This window comes from Verrucomicrobia bacterium S94 (genome assembly GCA_004299845.1).
Classification (GTDB): Bacteria; Verrucomicrobiota; Kiritimatiellia; order Kiritimatiellales; family Pontiellaceae; genus Pontiella.
In genome coordinates, this window is sequence record CP036201.1 from 2203593 (window position 1) to 2227589 (window position 23997).

Here is a 23997-nt window from a genome sequence, read left to right on the forward strand (position 1 = left end):
GTTCTACTGATCCGCCAGAATGATTAAAAGCACACCGATCATAATTCCAAGCAGCACCCAGCTCTTTTTTCGTCTATTGACCTCTTTAAAAAGCAGAGCCCCAACGAAAAAGCCGACCAGCACACTGCACCGGCGAAGCACCGAAAGAATCACAATCAGTGCCTCCGGATTTTTTACGGCACAGAAATAGACCCAGTCGGAAAGAACCAGAAGAATCCCGATCATCGGAACCGTCCAGCGCCACTTAAACGGCGTAGTTGCTTCCCGTTTCGGCAACCAGAACACAGCGTTGACAATCACGAAAAAGATAAAATTGTAGAGCGAATACCAGACCAGGACCTGCATCGGTTCAAAATCCATTCGCTGAATCAGCCATTTATCCATCAGGGTGCTGCATGTCCCGATCAGCGTTGCCGCAAAAATCAGTCCGACCCATAGACTCCGGTGAAACTGAATGCCCTCTTCCCGACCCAGAACAGAAAACCCGAAATATCCCGCAAAAATCAGTGCCATTCCGCACCACTGCAGCGGCGACGGCATTTCGCCGAAAAGCAGAACCGCTCCAAGCAGCGTCCACAACGGACCCGAAGCCCGGATCGGCGACACAATCGAAATCGGCAGGTGCTTCATCGCAAAAAAAGCACAGATCCAGGATGATGCAACAATGGTCGATTTAAGAACCAGCAGGCCATGCGCCGCCGGGCGCAGCGGCGCGGCATAAATCCCCGCTGTTTGCGCCGCTTCCGGAAACCATCTGGAAAAACAAATAATCGGCACAGTCAAACAGATGCCTGCCAGGTTTGAAAAAAAGAGCGTCGGAAGAACCGCATTATCAATCAGAGCATGTTTTTTGCTCAAATCATATAACCCGAGCAGAAGCATCGAACAGAGTCCCAGCCAAATCCACATTTCCGTGCCTTTCCAAGATTTTCAGGTCCGCTTTTACCGGACATAAGGCGCGGACAATAGCGGCTTGCGTTCCCGAAGCAAATCAAATAGCGTGCCCACCTTTGTGAACGAAAACGGAGAGAAACCTATGAAAACTGGACTTATCGGATGGCGCGGCATGGTCGGCTCAGTGCTGATGGAACGCATGCGTGCGGAAAATGATTTTGAATACATCGATCCGGTCTTCTTCACTACATCCCAGGCCGGACAGGCCGCTCCGAACGTCGGCAAGGGAGAATCCGTTCTCGTGGATGCCTACGATTTCGAGGCACTGATGGAAATGGACACCATTATCACCTGTCAGGGTGGCGGCTATACTGAAAAAATGCACGCCGATTTACGCGCCAAAGGCTGGAACGGCTACTGGATTGACGCGGCTTCCACCCTGCGTATGGCCGATCAGGCCACCATCGTGCTTGACCCGGTCAACCGCCCGGTCATCGACCGGGCACTCGCTGACGGAAAAAAGGATTTCATCGGCGGCAACTGCACGGTCTCGCTCATGCTGATGGCTATCGGCGGCCTCTTCAAAGCCGGACTCGTTGAATGGGTTTCCTCCATGACCTATCAGGCAGCCTCCGGTGCCGGCGCCCAGAATATGCGCGAACTGCTGGCTCAGAAGGGTCACCTGTTCGAAGCGGCGGTGGAGGAGCTCAAGAATCCGGCATCCGCCATTCTCGATATCGACCGGAAGGTCAGCGAAGCCCTGCGCAGCGAAGCTATGCCGACCGAACAGTTTGGAGCGCCGCTTGCCGGATCGCTGATTCCCTGGATCGATAAAGCTGTCGACGACGGCCAGACCCGTGAAGAATGGAAAGGCTATGCAGAAACCAATAAAATCCTGCAGAATGATCCGCTGATTCCAATCGACGGCACCTGCGTCCGCATCGGTGCCATGCGTTCACACAGCCAGGCGTTGACCATCAAACTCAACAAGGATGTTTCCGTTGAGCAGATTGAAGATATTCTGCGCGGTGACAACGACTGGATTGACGTGGTTCCCAACAACAAAGAGGATACCCTCGCGCGTCTGACTCCCGCCGCCATCAGCGGAACGCTGACCGTTCCGGTCGGCCGCATCCGTAAAATGAAAATGGGTCCGGAATACCTGAACGTATTCACGGTAGGTGACCAACTCCTCTGGGGAGCCGCCGAGCCGCTGCGCCGGATGCTCCGCATCCTGCAGGAATCGTCATAAAGAGACCGAAATCCTTTCAATGTATAAAAATACAACAGCCCGCACTCCTCATTGCGGGCTTATTTTTTACTCTCCACCCGAGCAGACCAAAGTCACCTCCCTCGGCAGATACAAAAACGTGAGATAATTACGCCCGTTCTTCCTCTTTTCGGGAAAATACCCGACAAAGGCAGCATAACATAAAGTGCTTTTATTTCATAAGCTCAACTCCGAGTTTATAGAATCCACAGTCATCCGTTCCGTGAAAAACGTCCGTAAAGGCCCCGGCGGTCACATTACTTTCCAGTAGCTCGAATTCACTGAAGAGGTTCGTGGCCCAGTAAACCGTGTACACCCGTCCGGGAACCGCCGGCCAAAACAGTCTGTTTTGCGATGGCGAGGAATCGATCCCGGACAGCAGAAAAACTCTATCAGCTTCTGAGGGATCAATACCGGCGACATAGCATTGCTCAAATGTATTGACGGCATTGGCGGCGATTCTGTCCGTAGCCGCGTTGGTGACGCCGCCCGTGTATTTATACTCCCACCAGTCAGGGAGCCCGTCCTGATCAAAGTCCTGCGCAACAGCGGCATTCTCGGGAGCGCGCCATTCCAGATTGATCAGCCCCGTACTGAGATTTTCCGTATGCAGTACATCCCCGGATACCGTAATCGCATCTATCAGCGAATCCGCTTCGACGATCAGGCTTAAGGCATATTTCGAAAAGGAATCCGGCACCGAATTTCGATCTATCCGGATCGTCAGCACATGCCCCACCGGATGAGTTTCAATACCGCAGGCATCGCGGGTTTTTAAATATTCATTAACCGTCTGCGGTCCGGCAAACCACATGCGATCGTCTCCGTTCTTGCCATAGGCATTCGCGAGGTACTCCATATACTCCCTGAAATCAGAAAAGCGCATACTGCCGCCGTGGTAATCGGGTTTGCCCACCCGGTGCGAATATTCGCTAAGCCACCAATGAACCCCGTTCGTGCTGGCCGCCGCAACCGTATCGACCTGTTCCCGGTAGAAGTCCAGTCCGGTATCCGCTGTTGAAAAAATTCCACGGCGGGTAAGATTAAAATTAGACTCCGGCATATCAACGGCAGCTTTGTACGTACCCAGGGTTGCAGGATACTGCTGATCGTAGCATGCGAGAATACCATAGATATCCGGTTCGAACGGTTCGTCATAGTAACGTCCTGAATCGGAACCCCCGGGCCGAATCCAGTGGTTCATCCTGATCAATCCATCTGTCATGTTATACACATGGGCTATGTTATTTAAAATCTGCGCGTCCCGATCAAACGGCCAGGTGGCCGCATGCGACCAGCTGTGGTTGATGCAGTCCCAGCCATTGGTATAGAGTTCAATCAGATTGGACCAGGTCATATAGCCCGGGGTGATGCCGGTATGTAAATCGTTACCGGCGGAACTTACCGAATTCCAGACCAGCCCGGCGGTAAACGGCAGATCATTGCTGCACCCATCGGTATAATAGAGTCCGTCAGAGTGTGCATAAACATTGGTTTCCCAAACAGGGATTCCTCCGTTGAAGAGCGGCCAGGCGGCCGTGTACGGACAGTCATAGGCATCATCCATGCTCCAACTGAACGCAAAATCCTTCCCGTACTTCAGTGCACATTTTTCGATGCCCCACGCAGACGGCTCCCGATTAAACCTCACCGTAATGAGTATTTCGTCGTGATCTTCGGGCAGGATGATCAGCTCTCCTTCAAGGTCATCATCCGTTTTACCTCCGTTTTCAGCGGTCAAATCAAGCGAGCCCGCTCTACTGGATGAAATTTCAAACAGCACAGCACCTGAATCACCGGAAACAAACGTATAGGTGCACTCTCCCGATTCGGAAAAATCCGACTCCCCCATACCGACGGCAAGCCGCCAGGCGATATCAGACGGCGTGCCGTCGGTCGTCAACCGCACGGAACCCTCAAAATTCGTCATTGGAAACCCGGCCGTGTCGACCGCGCGAACTTCAACCGGTTTCCATTGGTTCTGTATTTGATAATCAGCGTGCTGAATAACAAAATGCCCCAGCACCCCCGTTGGCGCCGGAGGCGCATTAGTAATCAGCAGCGGACTTTCGATTAAATCCGGGCCGTATTGTATGGATTGACTTTGCTGCATAACATTCGATGCACTTAAATTGAGTTCGCCGGCCACAGCGGCGGAAACCTCCAGTAGCGCCACTCCGGTTTCATTGGACGCAAAGGTATATGAACCTTCACCGTCGACGGACACATCCAGCATGCCGGCGTCCGCCCCGAGCCGCCAGGCAACATTGCCCGAACCCCCATCCGTTGTAAGATGAACCGTATTTGTACATGCTGTCATCAGCTGCCCGGCAGTGTCAATGGCGCACAATTCCACAGAGCCCCACTCATTGGTCAGCTGGGCCCCTTGATGCGTCAGAACAAAGTGATCCAGAATGCCGGTCGGTTCAGGGAGAATCTCACCCAGAAAGAGGAATTCTGTTGCCCGGCCGCTCATCGGCGCAGCCGATTTCAAAATAAGATAGCGTGCCGCCGGAGTGATGGCCGCCTGCGTACTGCCCGCCTGCCAATCCCTGTACCACAGAATACCGGATGAACCGGTCACAGAGGCTTCGGTCAGAAAATTCAGTTGTTCTTCCGGAGTTGTACCGACGGAATTCGTACTGATGCCCGGACTCCAGAACAGCTGAACAAACGGACTCGCGGCATGGGAACCGCTGAACGGCCTGTAGCCCGTCCAGGTTTCATGAATCCGAATGCCGGCATAGTTCGTTCCGAAATCCACATACCCCCAACGCCCGGAGGAAGCATACACATCGGATCCGCCGCTCTCATACCCCGAAATTTCGTCCCCGTTCACCACCGGAGCATTAATCGGCTGATGATCGAACGCACGTTCAAACGGGAAGTAGAGGCTTCCCGCCTTCCCCGCCGTCACAGCAATCGGCCCAATATCAGAAACAGCCAGCGAAACCACACCGGAAAAAATCGCCACAGAAATCCGAATCTTTGTCATTTGGTTCCTCTACATGATCACCCATGGATTGAACAGCAAATACCCACAGTACCGCATGAATCATTCCGACATTGACATCAACAGGAACCGCGGTACATTTGCCCGCAATTTTAAAAATTAACGGCCAGAACGGAGACATCGGAAAATGAAACAGATTTGGACAGCTGCAATCGGAATGATGGCTCTCTGCAGCACAACACAGGCCGATTTCACAACGATCGGGTATGCAGGAAACGCGGCACAAAACGCCTCCAATCGCGACCACAACTTCCAACAGGGCGACGGTAACGGTGCCGTAGCCTACAGCTACCAGATCAGCAAAACCACAGTGACTATTGCCCAACTTGAAGCCGCCGGAGTCGGCAGCGGAAATGAAAATTACTGGAATGACGGCACCCGCACTGTGGGTGCCGATGCCCCGGCCGTTAGAGTGAGCTGGTATGAAGCGGCGCAATACTGCAACGTTCTTACCTCCGGCAATGCAAACTCCGGAGTTTATCAGTTTGATGATGAAGGCACGCTGACCGGTGTGATGTCGCGCGAAGAAATGCTGGAAACCGGCAACCTCTATTACGCATTGCCGACACTCGATGAATGGTACAAAGCGGCCTATTTCAAAGCGGATGGAAGTGGATACAGTCTTTATGCCGACGGTACCAGCAATACCGCAACGCCGCCCACCGCTGGAACCGACGGATGGAATTACGGATCATCTTCGCCGTGGAGTGTCGGAAAGGGGGCCGAAGAGCAGAACGGCACATTCAATATGATGGGAAATGTCTATGAATGGACCGAGACCTTTGAAGAGAGCGGCGGAAACACACATGCGGTCCGCCTTGGCGGTCGGTACTCCAGCAGTGAAGAATATCTGAGATCGTCCAATACGAGCATAACCTACCCAGAGGCAGACACTGAAAATTATATCGGGTTCCGCGTTGTGGCCATCCCCGAACCCGCCGCCGCCAGCCTGATCCTTCTCTTCGGAACAGGTTTTCTGTTTGCAAAACGACGGTTTTCATAAATCAGTTTCAGTTTTTTATAACATGCGGGACTGGCTGACGCCGAGCCGTTGCGCCGGATGCTCCGCATCCTGCAGGAAAACGCCTCGTAACCGTTTCTACACACAGAAAGCAGAAAAGCCCGGGATACAGGTTCCGGGCTTTTTCATTTTCACCCCACCTACTTTTCAGAAGAGGTTGAAGACACTTAACGGTTTCAACAGCAATAAGGTTGTCGCCTTCACTATTTGGATGTCGATTTCCATACCACCCGTCGACATGACCCATTACCGGATCAAATGATGTATCATTCACCTGAACCACTCATACCAAACGTTAAAACTATCCGGCATAAATTTGATCCCGCGCAGAGGCGCTGAGGCCGCAGAGAAATTCAGACATAAACGGCTCCGCGCTCTCAGCGTCTCTGAGCGGAATAACGCTGTCATTAAGACCGGAATGTATTAGTAAATGGTATCATTCATCCCGCCTTTGCCGGCGTTCATCACTTCCAATTGCGGCAGCCCTTCCGCTTCGGCCAGTTTTTCAATCATATCCTCCAGATGCGCCCGGTTCGGTTCAATCTTCCGGAGAACATTACCCATGGCGGTACTGTCTCCCACCAGCAGCATTCTAAGAGCTCCGCTTTTTGTAAAAACGTGCAGAACGAAAAGCCTGTTTTCATATCCGCTTTCTTCTCATGCTGCCTCCGGATTTCGGACTTTTCCCGAAGGCTGTACCGCACCCCATCCCGTATTCGGATTGTTTTTTTTGCGCTTAAGGGGTTGCACCGGGCTTTGCAGAAATCCGGTAGCTGATACGGTTTCCCGAAGTCTCTGCATAAACCTCCTCGACCACACCATTTCGATGATTCAACTCAACGCCGGAACGCTTCAGCTCCAGACCCTGCGGTTCCAGAACCGTAAAAGTAACGCCTTTACCCTCCAGCATAAGGCTTAGCTGATTTTCCACCATCTCAACAACGGAGTGCTCTTTCCCATCATATACCAATGCAGGAAACGAAACCCGGATGCCTTCGGATGACTTAATCACATCTTCAACCGTCACCCCGTCCTTATCGATCGTGATCGTTTGAGAAAGCTCCGGATAGTTGACTTTAAAACAAACTTTACCAGGCTCTTCCTCCAGCGTTTGAACCCAAGGATTCCGCCCGTTGTAATCTGCCAGTTTCTCCCATGTTCCATCTGCCTTTTTCCATGACGGCCCCACGGCCAGATTAACTCCTTCTCCGCTGAAAAAGGAAGCAGCTCCATCGGACGGTCCGAGCTGCGGGTGCCCGTTTTTCAGATGAATACGCAGCAGTCCGGTCGGATTGTATTGGTGATCGCCGTTGATATCATATTCCACATAATTTCCGGCAGCATTGGCAAAAATTTTCCGAAAATTCCCCAGCACCGGAATAACATAGCCGCCGACATCCGCCGGGGCCGGAAGTTCTTCAATTGAATCATCCGCAAACTGCCACGCCTGCGCCAGCATCGAACAGGTCAGCAGGTTGTAACACGAATGCTTGGAATAACGTTCATAGCCATGCTTCGCTTCGATCGGATAACGGTTTTTCACCACATAACCCGTGCCGTCGGGCCGTATCCAGCTTTTAACGGATGCGAGCGAAAGATTTGCGGCCCGCTTAAATGCCCCCGCCTCGGCCTTCTTTCCGGCTTTAGCATAAGCCGCGGCATATATTTCAAAAACAACCGCCTGCTCGGCCTCGTTCCAAATATGGTGCGAACTGCGATGCCCGGCCGGCAGCTCACCAAACGGTGACTGCATCAGCAGCGAAGTCCACGCACCGCGCCACAGAATATCCCGATAGGTTGAATAAACATATGAATCGTAGCCTTTTTCCAGCATGCCATTCAGGTAATGCCGCGCAAAAAGGTCATAGGCCAGCGGATTCCCCCCTCGTTATACATACCGTATTTTGAAAAGTTTTTCAGCTGCATGGTCAGACAGTAATCCACATACCACGGATCACCGAAACCATGACGCGTTCGCGCCCATTCTCCGGCAGTATGAACCAGATTCCAGTTGATCGCAAAATGGCCATTGTAGATTTTATAAAATCCGCGATGGTCCAGCGGATCCACCGGCTTCCGGTAGAAATGATATTTCGTGTGGTCGATTTCACCCAGCTTCCGCCGCCATTCCGTCTTCCGTTCTTCGGAAGCTACTCCGTCGAAAAGCTCCACGGCGAGTACCATCGGCCACGTATAAAAATCGCTGTGCCCCATCCCCGAGTCAGACGCCATATCACCCAGCGCAACATCCAGCGCCTTCATCCCGCTTTCAATAATCTCATCACGGACCGGATAACCGGAAGCAGCCAGAGCGGCAACACTGTGAGCATAACACGGAGTGGAATAATACCGCTCCATATGATCTACCGGATCAATAATCCGTCCTTCCTCATTCTGAAAGGTATGCATCACCTTCACCTGCCCGGCGATCACCTCAAGATAGTCCTCGCGTTTATACCCAAGCGGCTTTATTTCCTCCCGTGACTGGTGAGCAAGAAAAGCATTCATCTGCTTTGCCGCCGGATGGTTTGCGGGGATAAACGCATCCGTAAAAGCGGCAGGAGGCAGCAGCCGGCTCTGCTCCGGAAGGCCGGCGTTTACCACTTCAGGCGTAATGATCCCCTCTTTCACCAATTGGTATACCTGAGCACCGGCATAGAGAAACAGGCCGACCCCGTATTCCTGTGTCGATTTCGGATGCGACGGTCGCGGTGCGGCATCCACCGGCTGAATCCATCCCATAAAACCATCCGGATGTACCGCACTGTTCAGCGCATCCCATCCGCGAATCACTACCGGAAGATAGGTTGCCGCATCCAGAATTCCTACCCGAACTCCCCAGGCGAAACCGGCCGTAAAGAAGGCCGTACTGCTGCTTTCCGGCATCCGGTAATGCCAGTCATCGGCAAGGTTCGCACGCCAGAATCCGTCATCGCCCTGCCGTTCGGCCAGCGAAGCCGCCATCTTTTTGTACAGCTCAACATAGCGCCCGTAATACGGATCCTCTTTCGGAAGATACTTCAGCAGCCGCGCCAGCCCCGCAAATACCCAGCCGTTTCCGCGCGCCCAGAGCACCTTTTCACCGTAAGCCGATTTCTTTCCGATATAATGCGGGTCCCGGTAATAAAGATCATCCTCCGAATCATAAATTTTGTCGGTAATATTCCAGAATGCATCATGCAGCAGATCCAGATAGTGCCGGTTTCCCGTTGCCTGAAAAAGCATGGCAAATGCAGGTGCGGCGTACAGTGAATCGGCATAAACCCAGCCGGCATCGTTCTGATGCGGCTCGTGGCCATACCAGATTCTTCCGATTTCAGGCTTAAACGGCTTCTCCTCCTGCAGCCCTGCTTCAATATTTTCGATCTTTTTCGGATCAGGCTGCAACAGATAGAGTTCCAGCCAGGTCATTGTGCAGAACATGCGGTTGAACCCGGAATGTTCATGACCCAGACTATAGTGGTGTTTCTCTGCCCAGACCTCTGCCTGCTTCAGATAAGCCGGATCCTCTGTAGCATGATAGGCCTCCATCACACCGGTATAGAGGGTCGCCCGAATCCAGTCGCGGTCATATTCCCGCCAGGGATGCTCCACAGCATACGCATTCACCCGCTTCATCGTCGAACGAATGACTTCGGGTTCAAAATACGATGCACGCTCCCGGCCTCCTGCCGAAAAAGCCAGTGCGGTAAAAAGGGTAAAAATCAGTTTTCGAATCATAACTCCATCTCCTGTCTGTTTATCGGAGAACTCCGCTCTCCGCAGCACACCCCCGACGGTGTGCCGAAGAACCAGCAATAGATGGATTCAGGATTTCATGCCTCCGGAATGATGACCATAAAATCTCTCAAATAGTGATATTCGGTTTATTTCCAAGGAAAACGGGAAAAATCAGGATCCGGATTCCTGCAGTTTTTTGAACTCAAGCGGCGAGAGACCCTCTGATTTTTTAAACACCGTGCTGAAATAATTCGAATTATTATAGCCGACTTCGAATGCCGTATCCGTAACAGACCGATCGCGCAGCAGCTCTTTGGCCCGTTCCATGCGAAGTGTCGTGATATACTGGTTTACGGTCTGCTCTGTGGCCTTTTTAAACTCCCGCATCAGGTGAGCCCGGCTGACTCCCAGCTGCTCCGCCACCATCAACACGCTGACCCCCTCGCAGAAATGATCCCCGATATAGGCCTTCGCACGATGCACCAGCATATTGGCCCGCTGCTCCGGAATATCCGCAATCATTGCAGAAAGCTCGGCCGCTTCTGTCTCTGCAATCGCCCGGATGTTTTCCGGATTTCCGCTTTCTTCAATGGCGCGCTCCTGCTCCCGGTGACGCTCAATCAGCCCTTCGGGATCTCCTCCGGCTGTAATTGTCACATCCGTGAGCATGCTCAGGATTTCGCGGACCCGGATTTTATAACGGTCCAGATTGCCCTCGGAAAGCGCTTCAAGCGTGCGGAGCAGTTCAGCGATACGCGGCACATCGGCTTTTTTTCCGGATAGCACAAGATACTGCAGCTCTTCTTTAAGCAGTGCGGCACGGCCTTTCATATCGCGAATATCCTGAAAAACCGACCACGCCCAGCAGCAGGCCGGAATCACCGACCCCGTGTAATAAAATGCAACGCGGTGATCCCCGGAAACCCCCACCATCATAAAAATACCGAAAATCAATGCCCCGGAAAGAAATCCCGACAAGGTCCGGTTCCGACCGCCCGACAATTCCCGAACCATTAAAAATCCCGACGGCAGCACCAGAGTGATCAATGCCCCGTAGAGCAGTATTCCCCGTCCGGTCCGAATGGTCGCCGGCACAGGAGATGCGGAAAGCATCTCCTCAGTAAAAACAAATCCGCTCATTGCCGCATCCATATAAACCACATAAACGGCCGCAACCAACGCCCCTGCTGCATACGCAGGAACCACCCATTTCCAGTGGCTGACAAATCCCGACTGCCGGGCCGCAGCCACCTGCAGCGACGGAACCCCCACCGAAAACAGCAGCGCCATCCGGAACAGCAGAATTTTCTGGCCGGTAACGGCGTCAGAAAACTCCTGAACAGCCCGGCCGGCCAGAAAGATTGTGAACGTCAGAAGAAAACAGACGAGCAGTTTATAATCCGCTGAAATCCGTTTCCGGACAATCAGGACATAGATTAAAACCCCCATAAAAATCTGCGCCGCCAGTAGCGGAGCCAGCAGATTTTCTATATATTCTTTCGGAATATCCGGCATAGGGCCCTCCTCTCCTTTCAGGGCTTCTTCTCAATATCTTTCAGCTTACGCCACAGCGTGGCAGGACTGATTCCCAACGTTCTCGCAGTTCGGGATTTATTTCCGCCGGTCCAGTCCAGCACCCGCAGAATATGCTCCTGTTCCACTTCCGCCAGCGTACGCTGTGGAGAAAATGTATCGGGAGCGGCATCGCGCGCCGGATGAAGAATGTACGGCGGCAGGTGCTCCGGCAGAATCACCCCTTTGCTGCACAGCACCACGGCCCGCTCCATGGCGTTTTCCAGCTCGCGTACATTCCCGGGCCAGCGATAGGCCTGCAGATAATTCACACATTTGGCATCCAGATGCAGATCGGGTTTATTGAACCGGCTCGAAATACGGTTCACAAAATAACGGGCCAACGGCAGAATATCCTCCGGCCGCTCCCGCAGCGGAGGAATTTCAATTTCAATAACACGTAACCGGTAATAGAGATCTTCACGGAAAGAACCCGACTGAACCGATGCTGCAAGATTACTGTTGGTCGCCGCCAGAATTCGGACATCCACTTTGCGGGGACGATTTTCCCCCACCCGGACAATTTCCCGTTCCTGCAGCACCCGCAGCAGTTTCATCTGAAGCGCAAGCGGAATGTCACCGATTTCATCGAGAAAAACAGTGCCGCCATCCGCCTCCTCAAACAGACCGATCCGATCGTGCTGCGCACCGGTAAAGGAACCGGCCTTGTGCCCGAACAGCTCACTGTCGAGCAGCGTTTCCGGCAGTGCCGCACAGTTAACCGCAACAAACGCATTTTCCGACCGCTTCGAACTGCGGTGAATATATCGCGCCAGAACCTCTTTCCCCACTCCGCTTTCCCCGGTGATCACCACCGAGGAATCATAGCGGGACACCCGTGCAGCCAGATCCACCACCTGTTCAAAAGCCGTGCTATGCACTTCAAAGAAAGAGGGATTGGTTTTGTTTTCGAGCTGACTCATCCGTCGCCGCTGCCGGGCCAGCCGGAGTTCACTCTGCTTCAACTCTTCGGAAAGCTTGCGCACCTCCCGGCCGATTTCCACCTCCTGAAAGTATTCCCGGTGCAATTCGAGTTTCTGATCCCACGAGTCAACATCGCGCCCCGTGGCCCTGCATAGTTTTTTTCCGGATGCCAGACACTGATCCTCGATAAACACCACCTCTTTACCCAGACAGAACGAAGCATAGCCACTGGCATATCCCGTCTGGATCCAGCAGGCCGGGGCCTCCGCCTCCCCGAAGGCCGCCGAAAATTCCGCCGCTTCGAAGGAATCCCTCCACGTAACCCCCATGTGCAGATATCCCTCTGCTTCATCCAGCTCAAATGCATCAATGGTCACTCTGGCCAGACCCTGCAGCGACTGCATGGCCGGTCCGGCCCGCAGCCATTCCTCCAGATTATCCCACTCAAAAATCCGCTTCATCGCAGCCGCATCGGCCTGCCCCTGAATATAGCCGAAGCGCGTCAGAATTTTACGCGCGGGCACAGGCCCGACCCCTTCAAGCAAATCTTTGCGCAGATGCGCAAAAGCCCGGATATCATGAAGAATAAGACGTCTTCCCTGCAGACTGATCAATCCGCTGGAAAAACGGATCAACTCATCCAGTTGTAGTTCTTCTGCTTTCATAAAAGTATATTTATATGAAATGCATAATTTCACAATGAAATACTATTTCATTATAAAAATAATCCTCAAAATCCATAACCCGCTAAACAGCCGCACGATACAGCAACCGACCTTCTGGTGGCGCACTAAATGCATTAGAGCCCTTAACAAAACAACAGATAGGAGATAAATCATGTATTCGATACTCAGAGGTAAAAATACCGGACTGCATGTGCAGGAAATCAATTTTGCACAGCGACTGATTCAGATTCCAAGCACCAGCGGGCATGAAGCGGAGGTTGCCGCCTGCATCGAACGTGAAATGCAGCATATGGGATACGATCAGGTGTTCCGCGATGAATTCGGGAATGTCATCGGCACCATGCTCGGACATGAAGGCAAACCGACCATTCTGCTTAACAGTCATATGGATACGGTAAATCCCGAAGATAACGAACAATGGAAAACATCGCCCTTTGAAGGCAAACTTGCAGACGGCAAACTGTATGGAACAGGCGCGGCCGACTGTAAAGCGGGACTGGCCGCCCAGGTTTATACCGGTGCACTGCTGCAGCGCAGCCTCCTTCCTCTGCGCGGAAACCTGGTGGTTGCAGCCACGGTGGCCGAAGAAAACGGCGCCAGCGTCGGCATCCGGGGCCTGCTGGAACAAACCCTCCCGGAACTCGGCCTGATGCCCGATTATGCCATTCTCGGCGAGCCCACCAGCCTCGGACTCTATTACGGCCACGACGGATGGATTGAGGTGGACATACTGATCGACAGCTCCGCCACAGAAACGCTGCATGACGCCACCCGGAAAATCGCGGAGGAATATGCCGAACCGGAACAGCAGCCGTCATGGGCCGAAATCCGGGAAGTCGGCCCGATCTACCCGGACGACAGCGGTCGTTCCTGCCGAACCCTGCATGTAGCCCAGCGGATGGTTGAAGGTATGCCTGCAACCGCCGTACTCGACGAAATCAATCAGCATGTTCAACTGGCCGTCAAACCGCTGCCCGACATTCATGCGGCTGTGGCTGTCCACGAAGAGACACAGCAGATGCACAGCGGACACATGGTGACTATACGGCGCATTTCCAATGCCTGGACAACCGATCCGTTCTGCCGTCTGATCGAACGTTCACGCCAGGCCCTCGCCGCGGCCGACTGCGAAGTCCGGACCGGACGCTGGAAACTCGGAAAACTCGGCATGGGTACTGCAGGAGCTGTCCTGGTGAATGATTTTCACATTCCCACCATCGGCTACGGTCCCGGCAACGAAGATCTGGCTCATGCCGCAAACGAACATGTGAACTGCTCCGATATTCAGCAGGCGGTATACGGCACCGCATCCATTGTGCACGCACTGATCGGCGTACCGGTCTGCGGCTGGACCGCAGATGAAATATAACGGAGTGAACTCATGAACATTCTCGTATTCAACTGCGGCAGCTCATCGCTGAAATACCGCCTCATTGCCTTTCCCGCCGAAACCGAAATCGCGGCGGGAGAAGCCCAGCGGGTGGGACCGGCAACCGCCGAATCCTCCCGAATCTACCACCGCGTCGGCGGAGGTGAACAGGAAGTACACTATGCTGATATGCCCAACCACGGCGCAGCATTTCGGGAAGTGATGCAATTACTGAAAGCGGCCGGCCTCGAACCCGATGCGCTGGGCCACCGGACCGTACATGGCGGAACCCGGTTCACACAGCCGACCCGCATGGATCCGGAAGCCGTTCACGAGCTGGAAACGCTCAACAATCTCGCTCCGCTGCATAATCCGCCGACCCTGAATTTAATGCACAGCTGCAGCATGCAGTACCCCGACCTTCCGCAGGTTGCGGTTTTTGACACAGCATTTCATTCAACCATTCCGGAGGAAGCCTACACCTATGCTATTCCGGAAAAACTCCGCGAGCGGCATGGCCTCCGCAAATACGGTTTTCATGGCACCAGCCACCGTTTTGTGGTGGAGGAAGCGGCCCGCATACTGAATAAACCACTGAACACCCTGAATGCCGTCAGCTGCCACCTCGGCAGTGGCGGAGCCAGCCTGTGCGCAGTGAGAAACGGACGCAGCATAGACAATACCATGGGCTTTTCACCTCTGCAGGGACTCATCATGAGCACCCGATGCGGCGATATTGACCCGGCACTTACCCTCAGTCTGCTGATTTCCGAAAAAGATGGAGAAGCCGCCGTTGAACAGGTGCTGAACACCCGTAGCGGCGTCCTCGGGCTCAGCGGAACTTCCGGAGATATACGCGATATCCTCACGGCCGAAGATCCCGACGAATCCGTGCGGAATACCGCCGACGCTTACATCTGGCGGATCCGCAAATATCTGGGCGCCTACCTGACCGTGGTCGGCCAACTCGATGCAGTGATTTTCACCGACACCGTGGGCGAACAGGTACCCGATGTCCGCGAAAAGGTCTGCCAGGGCTTCTCCTGTTTCGGCCTGAAGCTGGACGCCGAAAAAAACCGCGCGGCTTCCGCTCTGCCCTGCGATATCGCCGCGCCGGAAAGCCGGATGCATATTCTGGTGATCCAGACCAATGAGGAACTGGCTATTGCGCGGGAAACCTATCAATTGCTGCAACAGGAACAGTGGAACGACTGTCCGGGAAAGGAATCCGATTATGCAAAGCTTAATACTTAAACTCGAAACCAATGCGCTGGCCTATGGCTTTTTCCCTTCGGGAAAAAAGACTGCGGCCCTGCAGGGATCCATTCCGGGAATCCGCAACGACATCAGTCTTTCCTCCGCCTTCAGACAGATCCTCAAACGGATTGAAGCTGAAGGGTATTCCTCATCGGAAAACACCGTCGGACTGCATGTGGCGGCAGGCGGCCTGAACTTTGCTTCACATACCGTGGCAACCCCCGAAATCATCAGAAAACTGCGTTCCCGGATTCCTGCTGCTCCCATGCATCTTCCCGCAGTTCTGGAACTCATAAAATGTGCCGGTCGCGACCTGCCGTCATGCCCGGTCGTGCTGTTTTTCGACACGGCGTTTTTCAACAAACTGCCGCCCCGGGAATATCTCTATGCCATTAACTCAGAGCTTCTGCAAGGACCCGAAGTGCGCCGCTACGGCTATCACGGACTGTTCCATCAGGCGGCCGCGCGGGCCGTGGCAAAGTCGGCCGAACCTCCATCCAGACCGGAAAAAATCATTTCGATCTGCCTGGAGCCGCATCCGGAAATGGCGGCCATTTTAAACGGCAGACCGGTCATGGTCAGCGGCGGCGCAACCCCGCTGGAAGGTCTTCCTGGACAAACCTCCTGCGGAGACATCGACTCCGGTGTACTGCTGACGCTTGCCCGAAAAGAACAGGCAGGCCCGGAACAGCTCAATCAGCTGCTCTCCCGGCAAAGCGGAATGCTCGCCCTTGCGGGCCGACCGGTAACCATTGAGGAAGTACTGATTTCAGAAGAGCAGGAACTGGCCCTGGCCAGAAAGGTGCTGGAATACCGCATTCTCCTGCGCACCGGCATGGCGCTGGCTGCGATGGACGGATTTGACCGCATTGTATTTTCCGGACGCTATGCAAAGGCCGGACAGACACTCGGTCCGCGTCTTCTGAAACAGCTCCCACAGAACGGAAAACCACCCCGTCCGGCCTGGCAGTGTTTTGAAACCCCGCTGATGCAGATTATGGCCGAACAGATCCCGAAACTGCGGCAGCCGGCCGACACAACAGGCTGAACCGAAAAACCAGCCCGTCAAATGATGCCCCAAAGCGCTGGATAATCTCCGCGCTAACGGGGCCGCTCAAACGCACTGCGTTCACGCTCAACGATCTCCCGGATGGCACAGCCTTCCAGATGATCGTTCACCAGGCCCATCGCCTGCATAAACGCGTAGGCCGTTGTCGGCCCGAAAAACTTCCAGCCCCGCTTTTTCAGATCCCGGCTTAATTGTTGCGACGTTTGGGTGATGCTCGGAATCGGGGCATCTGCAGGTTTTCCGATTTGCGGTTCGCGGGAATCCGGCTCCCATGACCAGATGTAGCGCGCCAGCGAACCGAATTCGTTCACCAGCTCCTGCGCCCGACGAGCATTGTTGATCGTTGCTTCAATTTTTCCGCGGTGACGGATAATGCCTTCGTTTTGTACGAGCGCCGTAATATCGGCGTCACCGAATTCCGCAATCCGGTTAAAATCGAATCCGGCAAAGGCCGCACGGAAATTTTCCCGTTTACGCAGAATAGTCAGCCAGGAGAGGCCCGACTGGAACCCCTCCAGACAGATCTTCTCAAAGAGCCGGGTGTCGTCCGCCACCGGACGCCCCCACTCCTCATCGTGATATTTCCGGTAAATATCCGGCCCATGCCCCCACCAACATCGCCGGATTCCACCATCAGACGTATGCAGGTATTTTGAATTCAACGCGCTCATTTCCTCCCCCTGCAAAATCTCTTACGTTAGCGCCCGGGCCAAGGGGCATAGACCGCGGTCAATATCCCGTCCCTGCCGATAAGCCGAAAGAATCCTTTTGGATTGCTGGGCCAGCTCGCGGCGGACTTCGCGGCGTCGGCCTTTAACCAGCGGAATGTGCATGTTGTCGTAGGCGGTGGTGGCGTGACGCATCCAGGCGATGACGGCGGCCGACGCACGGTCTTCAATCGGAATGCGTTTGGTGCGGGCCACGGTTCCACTGCCGACCGGCACAGCGTGCGCACAGATCAGTTTGGCCATTTTTTCGGCTTCGGCCTGATAGCGCGGATGGAAATCCAGCCAGTTCAGCAACGCTTCATAAAACATGACCTCATATTCGGCCTGCTTTCTTTCCCGGCGTTTCAGATCGGATTCGCGTTTTTTGGCGTAGCTGGATGCCGCGCGTTTTTCAGCAACAAGACGCCTGGCCTCCGCAATGTTTTCCGCAGGAGCCCAGACCCCGTCGGAAAAAACCTTCCGACCCTTTTTACGCGTGGCCGTCCAGGTCGGGCCGAGACCTTTCAGGGTTTTGGTAACGGCCGCATCCCCCGGTTTCAGACACGCCCAGTTTTCTGGAATATCCAGCCTCCTCCCCTCTTTATCCCACACAAAACGGTGAAACGGACTCGGAGAGGAGGTAACCAGAAGAGTTTCATTTTCAGGGTCCTTCATCATCCATACAGATTATCAGAATCCCCCGAACAGAATCACCCTCATTTTTTCAGTGCCGCAGTAATTTCAGCAGGTTCAGCCCGGTTGCGGTAATCCGCATCGAGGAAGGCATACGTAATTTTTCCATCCTGATTGATCACATACGTCGCCGCCAGCGGCAGCTCGGCAGATTCATTTCCATTGTAATCCGAAAGCCCGAACTTTTCCTCATAGATCGCCGCCACTTCATCCGTAAGCTTAAAGACAACACCGTATTCACGCGCAACGTTGTTATCAATATCACTCAGCACCTGAAATTCCAGTTCATTTTTCTCCGCCGTACTCATGGATTTATCCGGCACTTCCGGCGTCAGCGCAAACAGCGTCGCACCGGCGGCTTTGAAATTCGGCAGCTCTTTCTGCATGGCATGCAGGGTCAGATTGCAGTACGGACACCATCCCCCGCGATACCACATCAGCACTACCGGCCCCTCTTTCAGCGCATCACTCAGTCTGACCTTTTCGCCCGACGCATTCATCAGCTCAAAATCGGGGGCAACATCTCCAACCTGTTTTGCATGCTGCAGAATCCCGCTGTCAATGACGGCCTGAATTCCCTCGGCATAGATCTTCTTCACATCCTCCGGAGCTTTTGCACCGAACGCGTTTTTCCGGCTCTCCAACCGGGCTTTAAGACTGGCTTCTGTCTGTTCTGTGCTCATTTCTGATTCTCCTGATTCTTCTGTGCAGGAAACCAGCAGGGTGGTTACGGCAAGCATAGCTCCAGCTGTTATCAATATTTTCATGCGTATCTCCTTGTTTATAAATACGTATGGAGTACCTACAGCCGACCGGCGTTCAATCTTTACCCGGTGTTTCAAACAAAGATCTTCTCCTCCGGTAACCCGAACAGCCTGCACATTTCTTGACATCTTCGGGGCGGAATCTATTTTCGACCGGATCTTTTCACCCCTCTTGTGCAGAAGATCATTTTTTAACCCTGAAATACACAGCCATATGTCCACTCCAGAAAATCAAGCTTCAGATCAGCCCCTGCGGTCATTAACCATCGCAGTTTTCATCACCTATCTCACCGTCGGCCTTCCATTGCCGGTTATTCCGCTGTTTGTGCACAATACCCTCGGACTCAGCAATACGATGGTCGGTCTTGCAATCGGAATTCAGTTTCTCTCCACCGTTGCAACACGCGGCTATGCCGGCGGACTGGCCGACCGCTACGGTGCCCGACGCGCCGCCATGCAGGGCCTCGCGGCCTGTTCCCTGGCTGGAATCGCCTATCTCACCGCAGCCCTGCTCCCGGTTTCCGTACATTGGAAATTTGCAGCTCTGCTGATCGGCCGGATCATTCTCGGATTCGGTGAAAGCCAGCTGCTCACCGGCACGCTCGCCTGGGGATTCGGACTGGCCGGCCCCGGCCAGTCCGGAAAAGTCATGTCATGGGTCGGGATGGCGATTTTCGGCTCCCTGGCCGCCGGTGCACCGCTCGGCCTTTGGTTTAATCAGCATTGGGGCTTTGCCTCATTAGGTGTCTCCACCCTGCTGCTCCCGGTGCTCGCCTGGCTGATCAACCGCCGCGTTCCGGCCGTCGCCCCCATCCCGGCACCCGGCTTCCACTCACAAAAGTCATCGGCAAAATATGGCGGCCCGGACTGGTTCTGGCGCTGCAGGGCGTCGGTTTTGCCGTCATTGGCGCCTTCATCTCACTCTTCTTTCATGCAAACCAGTGGAACCACGCCGGACTGGCCCTCTCCTTTTTCGGTTTAGCCTTTGTAATGCTTCGCATTATAGCCGGACACCTCCCGGACAAACTCGGCGGCATACAGATCACGGTCGTCTCGCTGCTGGTTCAGATGACCGGACTGCTGCTGCTCTGGAAATCCGGCAGCAGCCAAATGGCCTGGATCGGTGCAGCATTGGCCGGCGGAGGATGCTCCCTGATTTTCCCCGCCATGGGTGTGGAAGTGGTTAAACTTGTTCCACCGCAGATGCGAGGCACCGCCATCGGAGGCTATGCCGCCTTCCTGGACATTGCCTATGCCGTCACCAGCCCGCTCGCCGGCATGCTGGCAACCTCGCACGGCTATGCCTCCATTTTTCTGGCCGCCGCCGGCTGCGCCGCCCTCGCCATTCTCATCACCCTCCGCTTTGCACAACGGCGTCCCTGAAAACGGTAATTCAGGATTCCTCTCCCTGCACAGAGACCGGAACGGTTGCTTCAGCGACACCGCCACTCAGCCAGCCATCGACTATCGACAACCTCCGGCTGTAGAATTTGACGAACAGTCCGACCAGCAGAGCGGCCGCCAGTGTCCCCTCACGAATGCCTTTCAACTGATGCAGCAGCACAAAAGAACTCAGAAGCCCCGCCAGAACCAGCGCACTGTCCACCCCGATTTTTACTTTGCCGAACTCGTGCTCAAACTTTTCAACCACCGCTGCAACAAACCCCTCGCCGGGCAGATAAGTCAGATCAGACTTCACCTCAAGAAAGACGCCGAATCCCAGCACCGCACAACTGAGCATGCACCAGAAAGCCCGCAGCCCGTAAGAGGAGACCGGCAGATCTGCCAACAGGTGCAGTGCCAGATCGATAAACATGCCGAAAACCATCACCGCCGGAAGCTGAATCAACTGAATAATACGGTAGTTTCTTTGCAGTATAATCATCTGTAAAATCATCAGCAATATGTTCAGCAGAACCGTCAACTCTCCGACGCTGAGCGAGGTCTTCAAACTGTAGACATACGGAACGCACGAAATCGGCGATACCCCGAGATCCGCCTTGATCGATAAAGCGACCGCAACAGCCATAATAAAAAGGCCGGTCATAAAGAGAGCAATTTTTTTAACCAACGTAGAGAGTTTCATTGAATACATCTTTCTTTCCCCGGCTGAACCCGGAAATGTAAGCGCGACAGAATAAGAACTGACGCCGTTTTGTCAAACCGCCTTCCCCCGCTGAAGACACCGAATGCAGAAATCAGATGTCAGTTACAGTAGAAATGGGCCTCGCCCAACATACGATCTCCAGACGAGTGAAAATAATTAATGGCCTGAACTTCGGCGACCGAAAAGGATTCAACCCCAAAAACCGGAGTATAATACAACGTAAAAATGAGTCACTGCGCCTCAGAAAAATAAAGTTTTTCTATCCCTTAAAAACCCATTCTGATTATTTTCCAAATCTCACAGGCTCACCTACTTTTCTGAAATACATAGTGTTTTATGGAACTCACCCTCGGTTCTGTGTTTCTTCAACCGAACTTTTCCGGGGTATGACACCTCCCGGTTTAAAAGTTCTGCGGTAGCGTATCCCTGCCGTTTGAAAATTAAATTAACTGATGGAGGTATAAAATGGCACTTGATTCAAATCATGACTATTCACAGGCGGAACTCGACAACCATGCCAATCAGCTGAACCCCGATGCTGAAGCCTATTGGGACAGCCGAGGTGAGGAGATGCCCGACAACCACGACGACCGGTTCTAGGAATCCGCCCCGCCCTCGTCCGGCAATCGCCAGACGGGGGCGGTTTCTTTCGCCAGTTTCAGGTGATGCCGATACCAACCAGCATATCCCGCATATACCATCGCAAGCTCCCGGGAAGGCATTCCATGTTCTATACATATTTCATGAAAACGATGCAGAGCATGGGCAATGCCATACTGAATAATCAGTCCCAGCGCTTCCAGGTCATCCAACTCCGCCGCCTGGACAATCTTGAGCATCCGCTCCCACGGAAGAACGGGATCGGCTTTGCGCCATTTATACATTTCCCTCCGTGCCACATCAAAATCCAGCTTAAGCCATTCCGCCAGCTTTTCGGCCAGTTCTTCCAGCGACTTCGATTCACTGTTGATCTTCAGCTGATCGAACCAGGCCCGCATGGGAGAACGCCACTGCTCATTTTTCCATTGCGGAAGATAGATGAACAGGCTTGGCTCCGGAAGAAAGCCCTCCTCCGTCCGTGACAGCGATAGATCGAGCACCGCCAGCACATAAAGAAAACTGTCGATGATCGGAAACCACATCGCCTTTCTGAGATAATCCAGATCAGTCACATTCTCCGGCCAGCGCGTACCGAAATATGTTGCCTGAAACAACGGGAAATCCTGCAGCTCATTCCGGATCATTGACAGTGCCCCTCAAAATCGGCGGCATGCAATAAAGCATTTAGCCGGAAACAAGCCCGTTCCAACGATTCCATCTCAAGCAGTGATGTCTCAGAGAAAAGGCGGGCATCCGGAGGAATTTCAGCACCGAATCGGCCTCTTAAAATGCCATCTTGAAAAACCCTAAGATTAAACGCCCACGGATATTCCATCGCTTCATCGGGAATATCCAAGTTAAAAACCGATGACAGAAACTGTTCAAACTTTGCGCCGCCTCCCGGAGCCAACCGGTCCACACTTTCCGCCATCTTTGCCCGGGTGCTCGGAATGAACCGAGGCGGCTTTTTCCGCCAGTTTTTAAAGGTCCTTTGAGTAATCAAAGGAAACAGCTTATGCATAAACCAGTCCGGCGACGCACCGACCAGTTGAGTCATAACGAGATGATGAGAGATAAAGATCATTCCGAATCTGTCTTCGAGCCTCCCAAATGCAAACCGAAGCTTGCCATGGGAACCCCGGGACGGGAAAAACTAACTATCGCCTGGCAGCGGAAGGCCCGCGAACTCAGTGTCCAGCAGCAGAAGCCGCATTTTACTTAACAGCTTTTGCCTGCAGATCTCATCAAAATACCAGGCCAACCCCGCAATTTCGTCAAAATCGGCGGACTCAGAAAGCTCAAACTGTCCTTCCACAGAAGCCGTTGCTTCCATCAGCAGGAGGTCTTTTTCGGGATCGGGTTGCTCCCCTGTTCCGCTGAAGGCTTTCACCACCAACGAGGCCTTCCAGCAAATGGTTTTCGCCGGATCGCACAGGCATTCTTTACGGTTATCGTTAAAGTGAAAATTAACAAATCCTTTACCCTCCGCCGGCTTGGAATTGTGCGAAATGAAAGTTTGCTGCGTAACCCGCAGTTGATGAACTGAAATATCAGGCTTCGTATTCACGGACGTCCTCCTCAATCCGATATCCACCGCCCCGCCGCATCGCATCAAAATCAAGCGGTTCGGTTACGCTGGTCTCCAGATGAATGTGCTGCTCGTTGTGATGGTGCACCTCACGCCCGGCCAGTTTCTCGGCAACCGCCTGAGATACAAAGTCGTTCAGCGTTGTTTCCTGCAGTACCGCTTCGATCGCGGCAGCTTTATGAAGCTCCGGGGTCATACGGACATTAAACGTGCCTTTAAAGGATTTGTCGGGATCCTTACCAATCGCAGCGCAGGTTTCGAGATAGTCATCGACGGAATCCCTAAAGGCCGCTTCGAGTTCAGGAACGGTCTCGGCCTCGTAGGTCACTAAATCATTGATATAAAGAATTTTTCCATGCAGGCATCTGTCCTCAAGGCTGTAATCAACCGAGCCGACATAGCTATTGTATTGAAGAGGTTTCATTTCAATTCTCCATTCTCCCGCAGATGCGCCCTAACGTCTTGAAGGGCATATTTTTTGACGATCGATCCAGGGTGCGGTTCATGCAAACTGATCAGATCCCCCGTGCTTTCCTTGTAAAACTTTCTTCGGGAACCTTTTCCTTTAATCATTACGTATCCGAAACCACTCAGTAGCGAACAGAGTTCTTTCCTGGTAAAATCCGCCGGAATCGTCTCAAACCGCGCTCTTACTTTTTCCTTCTTGCCCATCTTCTACCTTATTCCCCGCCAAACAGGCAACTGAATTTCAGTTGCAAATGCGCCTGATGCGGATGAAGCCA

The 23997-nt window shown here is 53.5% G+C and carries 19 protein-coding genes and 2 pseudogenes; 6 read left to right on the forward strand and 15 right to left on the reverse strand.

Features of this window, described 5'->3' with window-relative positions; all coding sequences use genetic code 11:
* Positions 1-3: 3 nt before the first annotated feature.
* Entirely contained in the window at positions 4-909 is a 906-nt protein-coding gene (locus tag EGM51_09350) for a permease (GenBank protein QBG47590.1), read from the reverse strand.
* Positions 910-1036: 127 nt separating this feature from the next.
* Between EGM51_09350 and asd the strand changes: the two genes are divergently transcribed.
* Positions 1037-2146, forward strand: a complete 1110-nt coding sequence (gene asd / locus EGM51_09355; protein QBG47591.1) for an aspartate-semialdehyde dehydrogenase — start codon at positions 1037-1039, stop codon at positions 2144-2146.
* Positions 2147-2336: 190 nt separating this feature from the next.
* On the opposite strand, the gene EGM51_09360 is transcribed toward asd, so the two are convergent.
* Entirely contained in the window at positions 2337-5159 is a 2823-nt protein-coding gene (locus EGM51_09360) for a hypothetical protein (protein QBG47592.1), read from the reverse strand.
* A gap of 145 nt (positions 5160-5304) precedes the next feature.
* Here EGM51_09360 and EGM51_09365 point away from each other — a divergent pair, with 145 nt between their 5' ends.
* Positions 5305-6180 carry a hypothetical protein gene (locus EGM51_09365; protein ID QBG47593.1) on the forward strand — a complete coding sequence of 292 codons (876 nt, stop codon included), beginning with the start codon at positions 5305-5307 and terminating at the stop codon, positions 6178-6180.
* 754 nt (positions 6181-6934) lie between these two features.
* Here EGM51_09365 and EGM51_09370 read toward each other — a convergent pair.
* From EGM51_09370 to EGM51_09385, 4 genes are all read right to left on the reverse strand, one after another.
* On the reverse strand, positions 6935-8032 hold the full coding sequence (locus EGM51_09370; protein ID QBG47594.1) for a hypothetical protein: 1098 nt from the start codon (positions 8030-8032) through the stop codon (positions 6935-6937).
* A gap of 5 nt (positions 8033-8037) precedes the next feature.
* Positions 8038-9918, reverse strand: coding sequence for a hypothetical protein (locus EGM51_09375; protein ID QBG47595.1), 1881 nt, complete (start codon positions 9916-9918; stop codon positions 8038-8040).
* A 171-nt stretch (positions 9919-10089) separates the two neighbouring features.
* Entirely contained in the window at positions 10090-11433 is a 1344-nt protein-coding gene (locus EGM51_09380; GenBank protein QBG47596.1) for an AraC family transcriptional regulator, read from the reverse strand.
* Between the two features lie 17 nt (positions 11434-11450).
* Positions 11451-13079, reverse strand: coding sequence for a sigma-54-dependent Fis family transcriptional regulator (locus tag EGM51_09385; GenBank protein QBG47597.1), 1629 nt, complete (start codon positions 13077-13079; stop codon positions 11451-11453).
* 172 nt (positions 13080-13251) lie between these two features.
* On the opposite strand from EGM51_09385, the gene EGM51_09390 reads away from it, so the two are divergent.
* From EGM51_09390 to EGM51_09400, 3 genes are read left to right on the forward strand one after another with little or no spacing between them, the layout of a single operon-like run.
* A complete protein-coding gene (locus EGM51_09390) occupies positions 13252-14469 on the forward strand; it encodes a M20/M25/M40 family metallo-hydrolase (protein ID QBG47598.1) in 1218 nt (405 codons plus the stop codon).
* Between the two features lie 12 nt (positions 14470-14481).
* Complete coding sequence (locus tag EGM51_09395) at positions 14482-15723, forward strand: acetate/propionate family kinase (GenBank protein ID QBG47599.1); 1242 nt, start codon at positions 14482-14484, stop codon at positions 15721-15723.
* Complete coding sequence (locus EGM51_09400; GenBank protein QBG47600.1) at positions 15620-16774, forward strand: hypothetical protein; 1155 nt, start codon at positions 15620-15622, stop codon at positions 16772-16774. Before EGM51_09395 ends, EGM51_09400 begins: the two co-directional genes overlap by 104 nt.
* A gap of 53 nt (positions 16775-16827) precedes the next feature.
* On the opposite strand, the gene EGM51_09405 is transcribed toward EGM51_09400, so the two are convergent.
* From EGM51_09405 to EGM51_09415, 3 genes are read right to left on the reverse strand one after another with little or no spacing between them, the layout of a single operon-like run.
* A complete protein-coding gene (locus tag EGM51_09405) occupies positions 16828-17466 on the reverse strand; it encodes a DNA-3-methyladenine glycosylase I (GenBank protein QBG47601.1) in 639 nt (212 codons plus the stop codon).
* Positions 17467-17487: 21 nt separating this feature from the next.
* Positions 17488-18177 carry a DUF2293 domain-containing protein gene (locus EGM51_09410; GenBank protein QBG49285.1) on the reverse strand — a complete coding sequence of 230 codons (690 nt, stop codon included), beginning with the start codon at positions 18175-18177 and terminating at the stop codon, positions 17488-17490.
* Between the two features lie 41 nt (positions 18178-18218).
* Positions 18219-18878: an AhpC/TSA family protein gene (locus EGM51_09415; protein ID QBG49286.1), complete on the reverse strand. Its 660-nt coding sequence runs from the start codon at positions 18876-18878 to the stop codon at positions 18219-18221.
* Between the two features lie 295 nt (positions 18879-19173).
* On the opposite strand from EGM51_09415, the pseudogene EGM51_09420 reads away from it, so the two are divergent.
* Positions 19174-20342: pseudogene (locus tag EGM51_09420) on the forward strand (MFS transporter).
* Between the two features lie 88 nt (positions 20343-20430).
* On the opposite strand, the pseudogene EGM51_09425 reads toward EGM51_09420, so the two are convergent.
* The 6 genes and pseudogenes from EGM51_09425 to EGM51_09450 all read right to left on the reverse strand — a co-directional run bounded on the left by EGM51_09425 (position 20431) and on the right by EGM51_09450 (position 23926).
* Positions 20431-21045, reverse strand: a pseudogene (locus EGM51_09425) (hypothetical protein).
* A gap of 617 nt (positions 21046-21662) precedes the next feature.
* On the reverse strand, positions 21663-22310 hold the full coding sequence (locus EGM51_09430) for a hypothetical protein (GenBank protein QBG47602.1): 648 nt from the start codon (positions 22308-22310) through the stop codon (positions 21663-21665).
* Positions 22307-22687, reverse strand: coding sequence for a hypothetical protein (locus EGM51_09435; protein ID QBG47603.1), 381 nt, complete (start codon positions 22685-22687; stop codon positions 22307-22309). The genes EGM51_09430 and EGM51_09435 overlap by 4 nt, the downstream gene beginning before the upstream one ends.
* A gap of 132 nt (positions 22688-22819) precedes the next feature.
* A complete protein-coding gene (locus tag EGM51_09440) occupies positions 22820-23233 on the reverse strand; it encodes a hypothetical protein (GenBank protein QBG47604.1) in 414 nt (137 codons plus the stop codon).
* On the reverse strand, positions 23217-23678 hold the full coding sequence (locus tag EGM51_09445; protein ID QBG47605.1) for a type II toxin-antitoxin system HicB family antitoxin: 462 nt from the start codon (positions 23676-23678) through the stop codon (positions 23217-23219). The genes EGM51_09440 and EGM51_09445 overlap by 17 nt, the downstream gene beginning before the upstream one ends.
* Positions 23675-23926, reverse strand: a complete 252-nt coding sequence (locus tag EGM51_09450) for a type II toxin-antitoxin system HicA family toxin (GenBank protein QBG47606.1) — start codon at positions 23924-23926, stop codon at positions 23675-23677. Before EGM51_09450 ends, EGM51_09445 begins: the two co-directional genes overlap by 4 nt.
* Positions 23927-23997 lie beyond the last annotated feature (71 nt).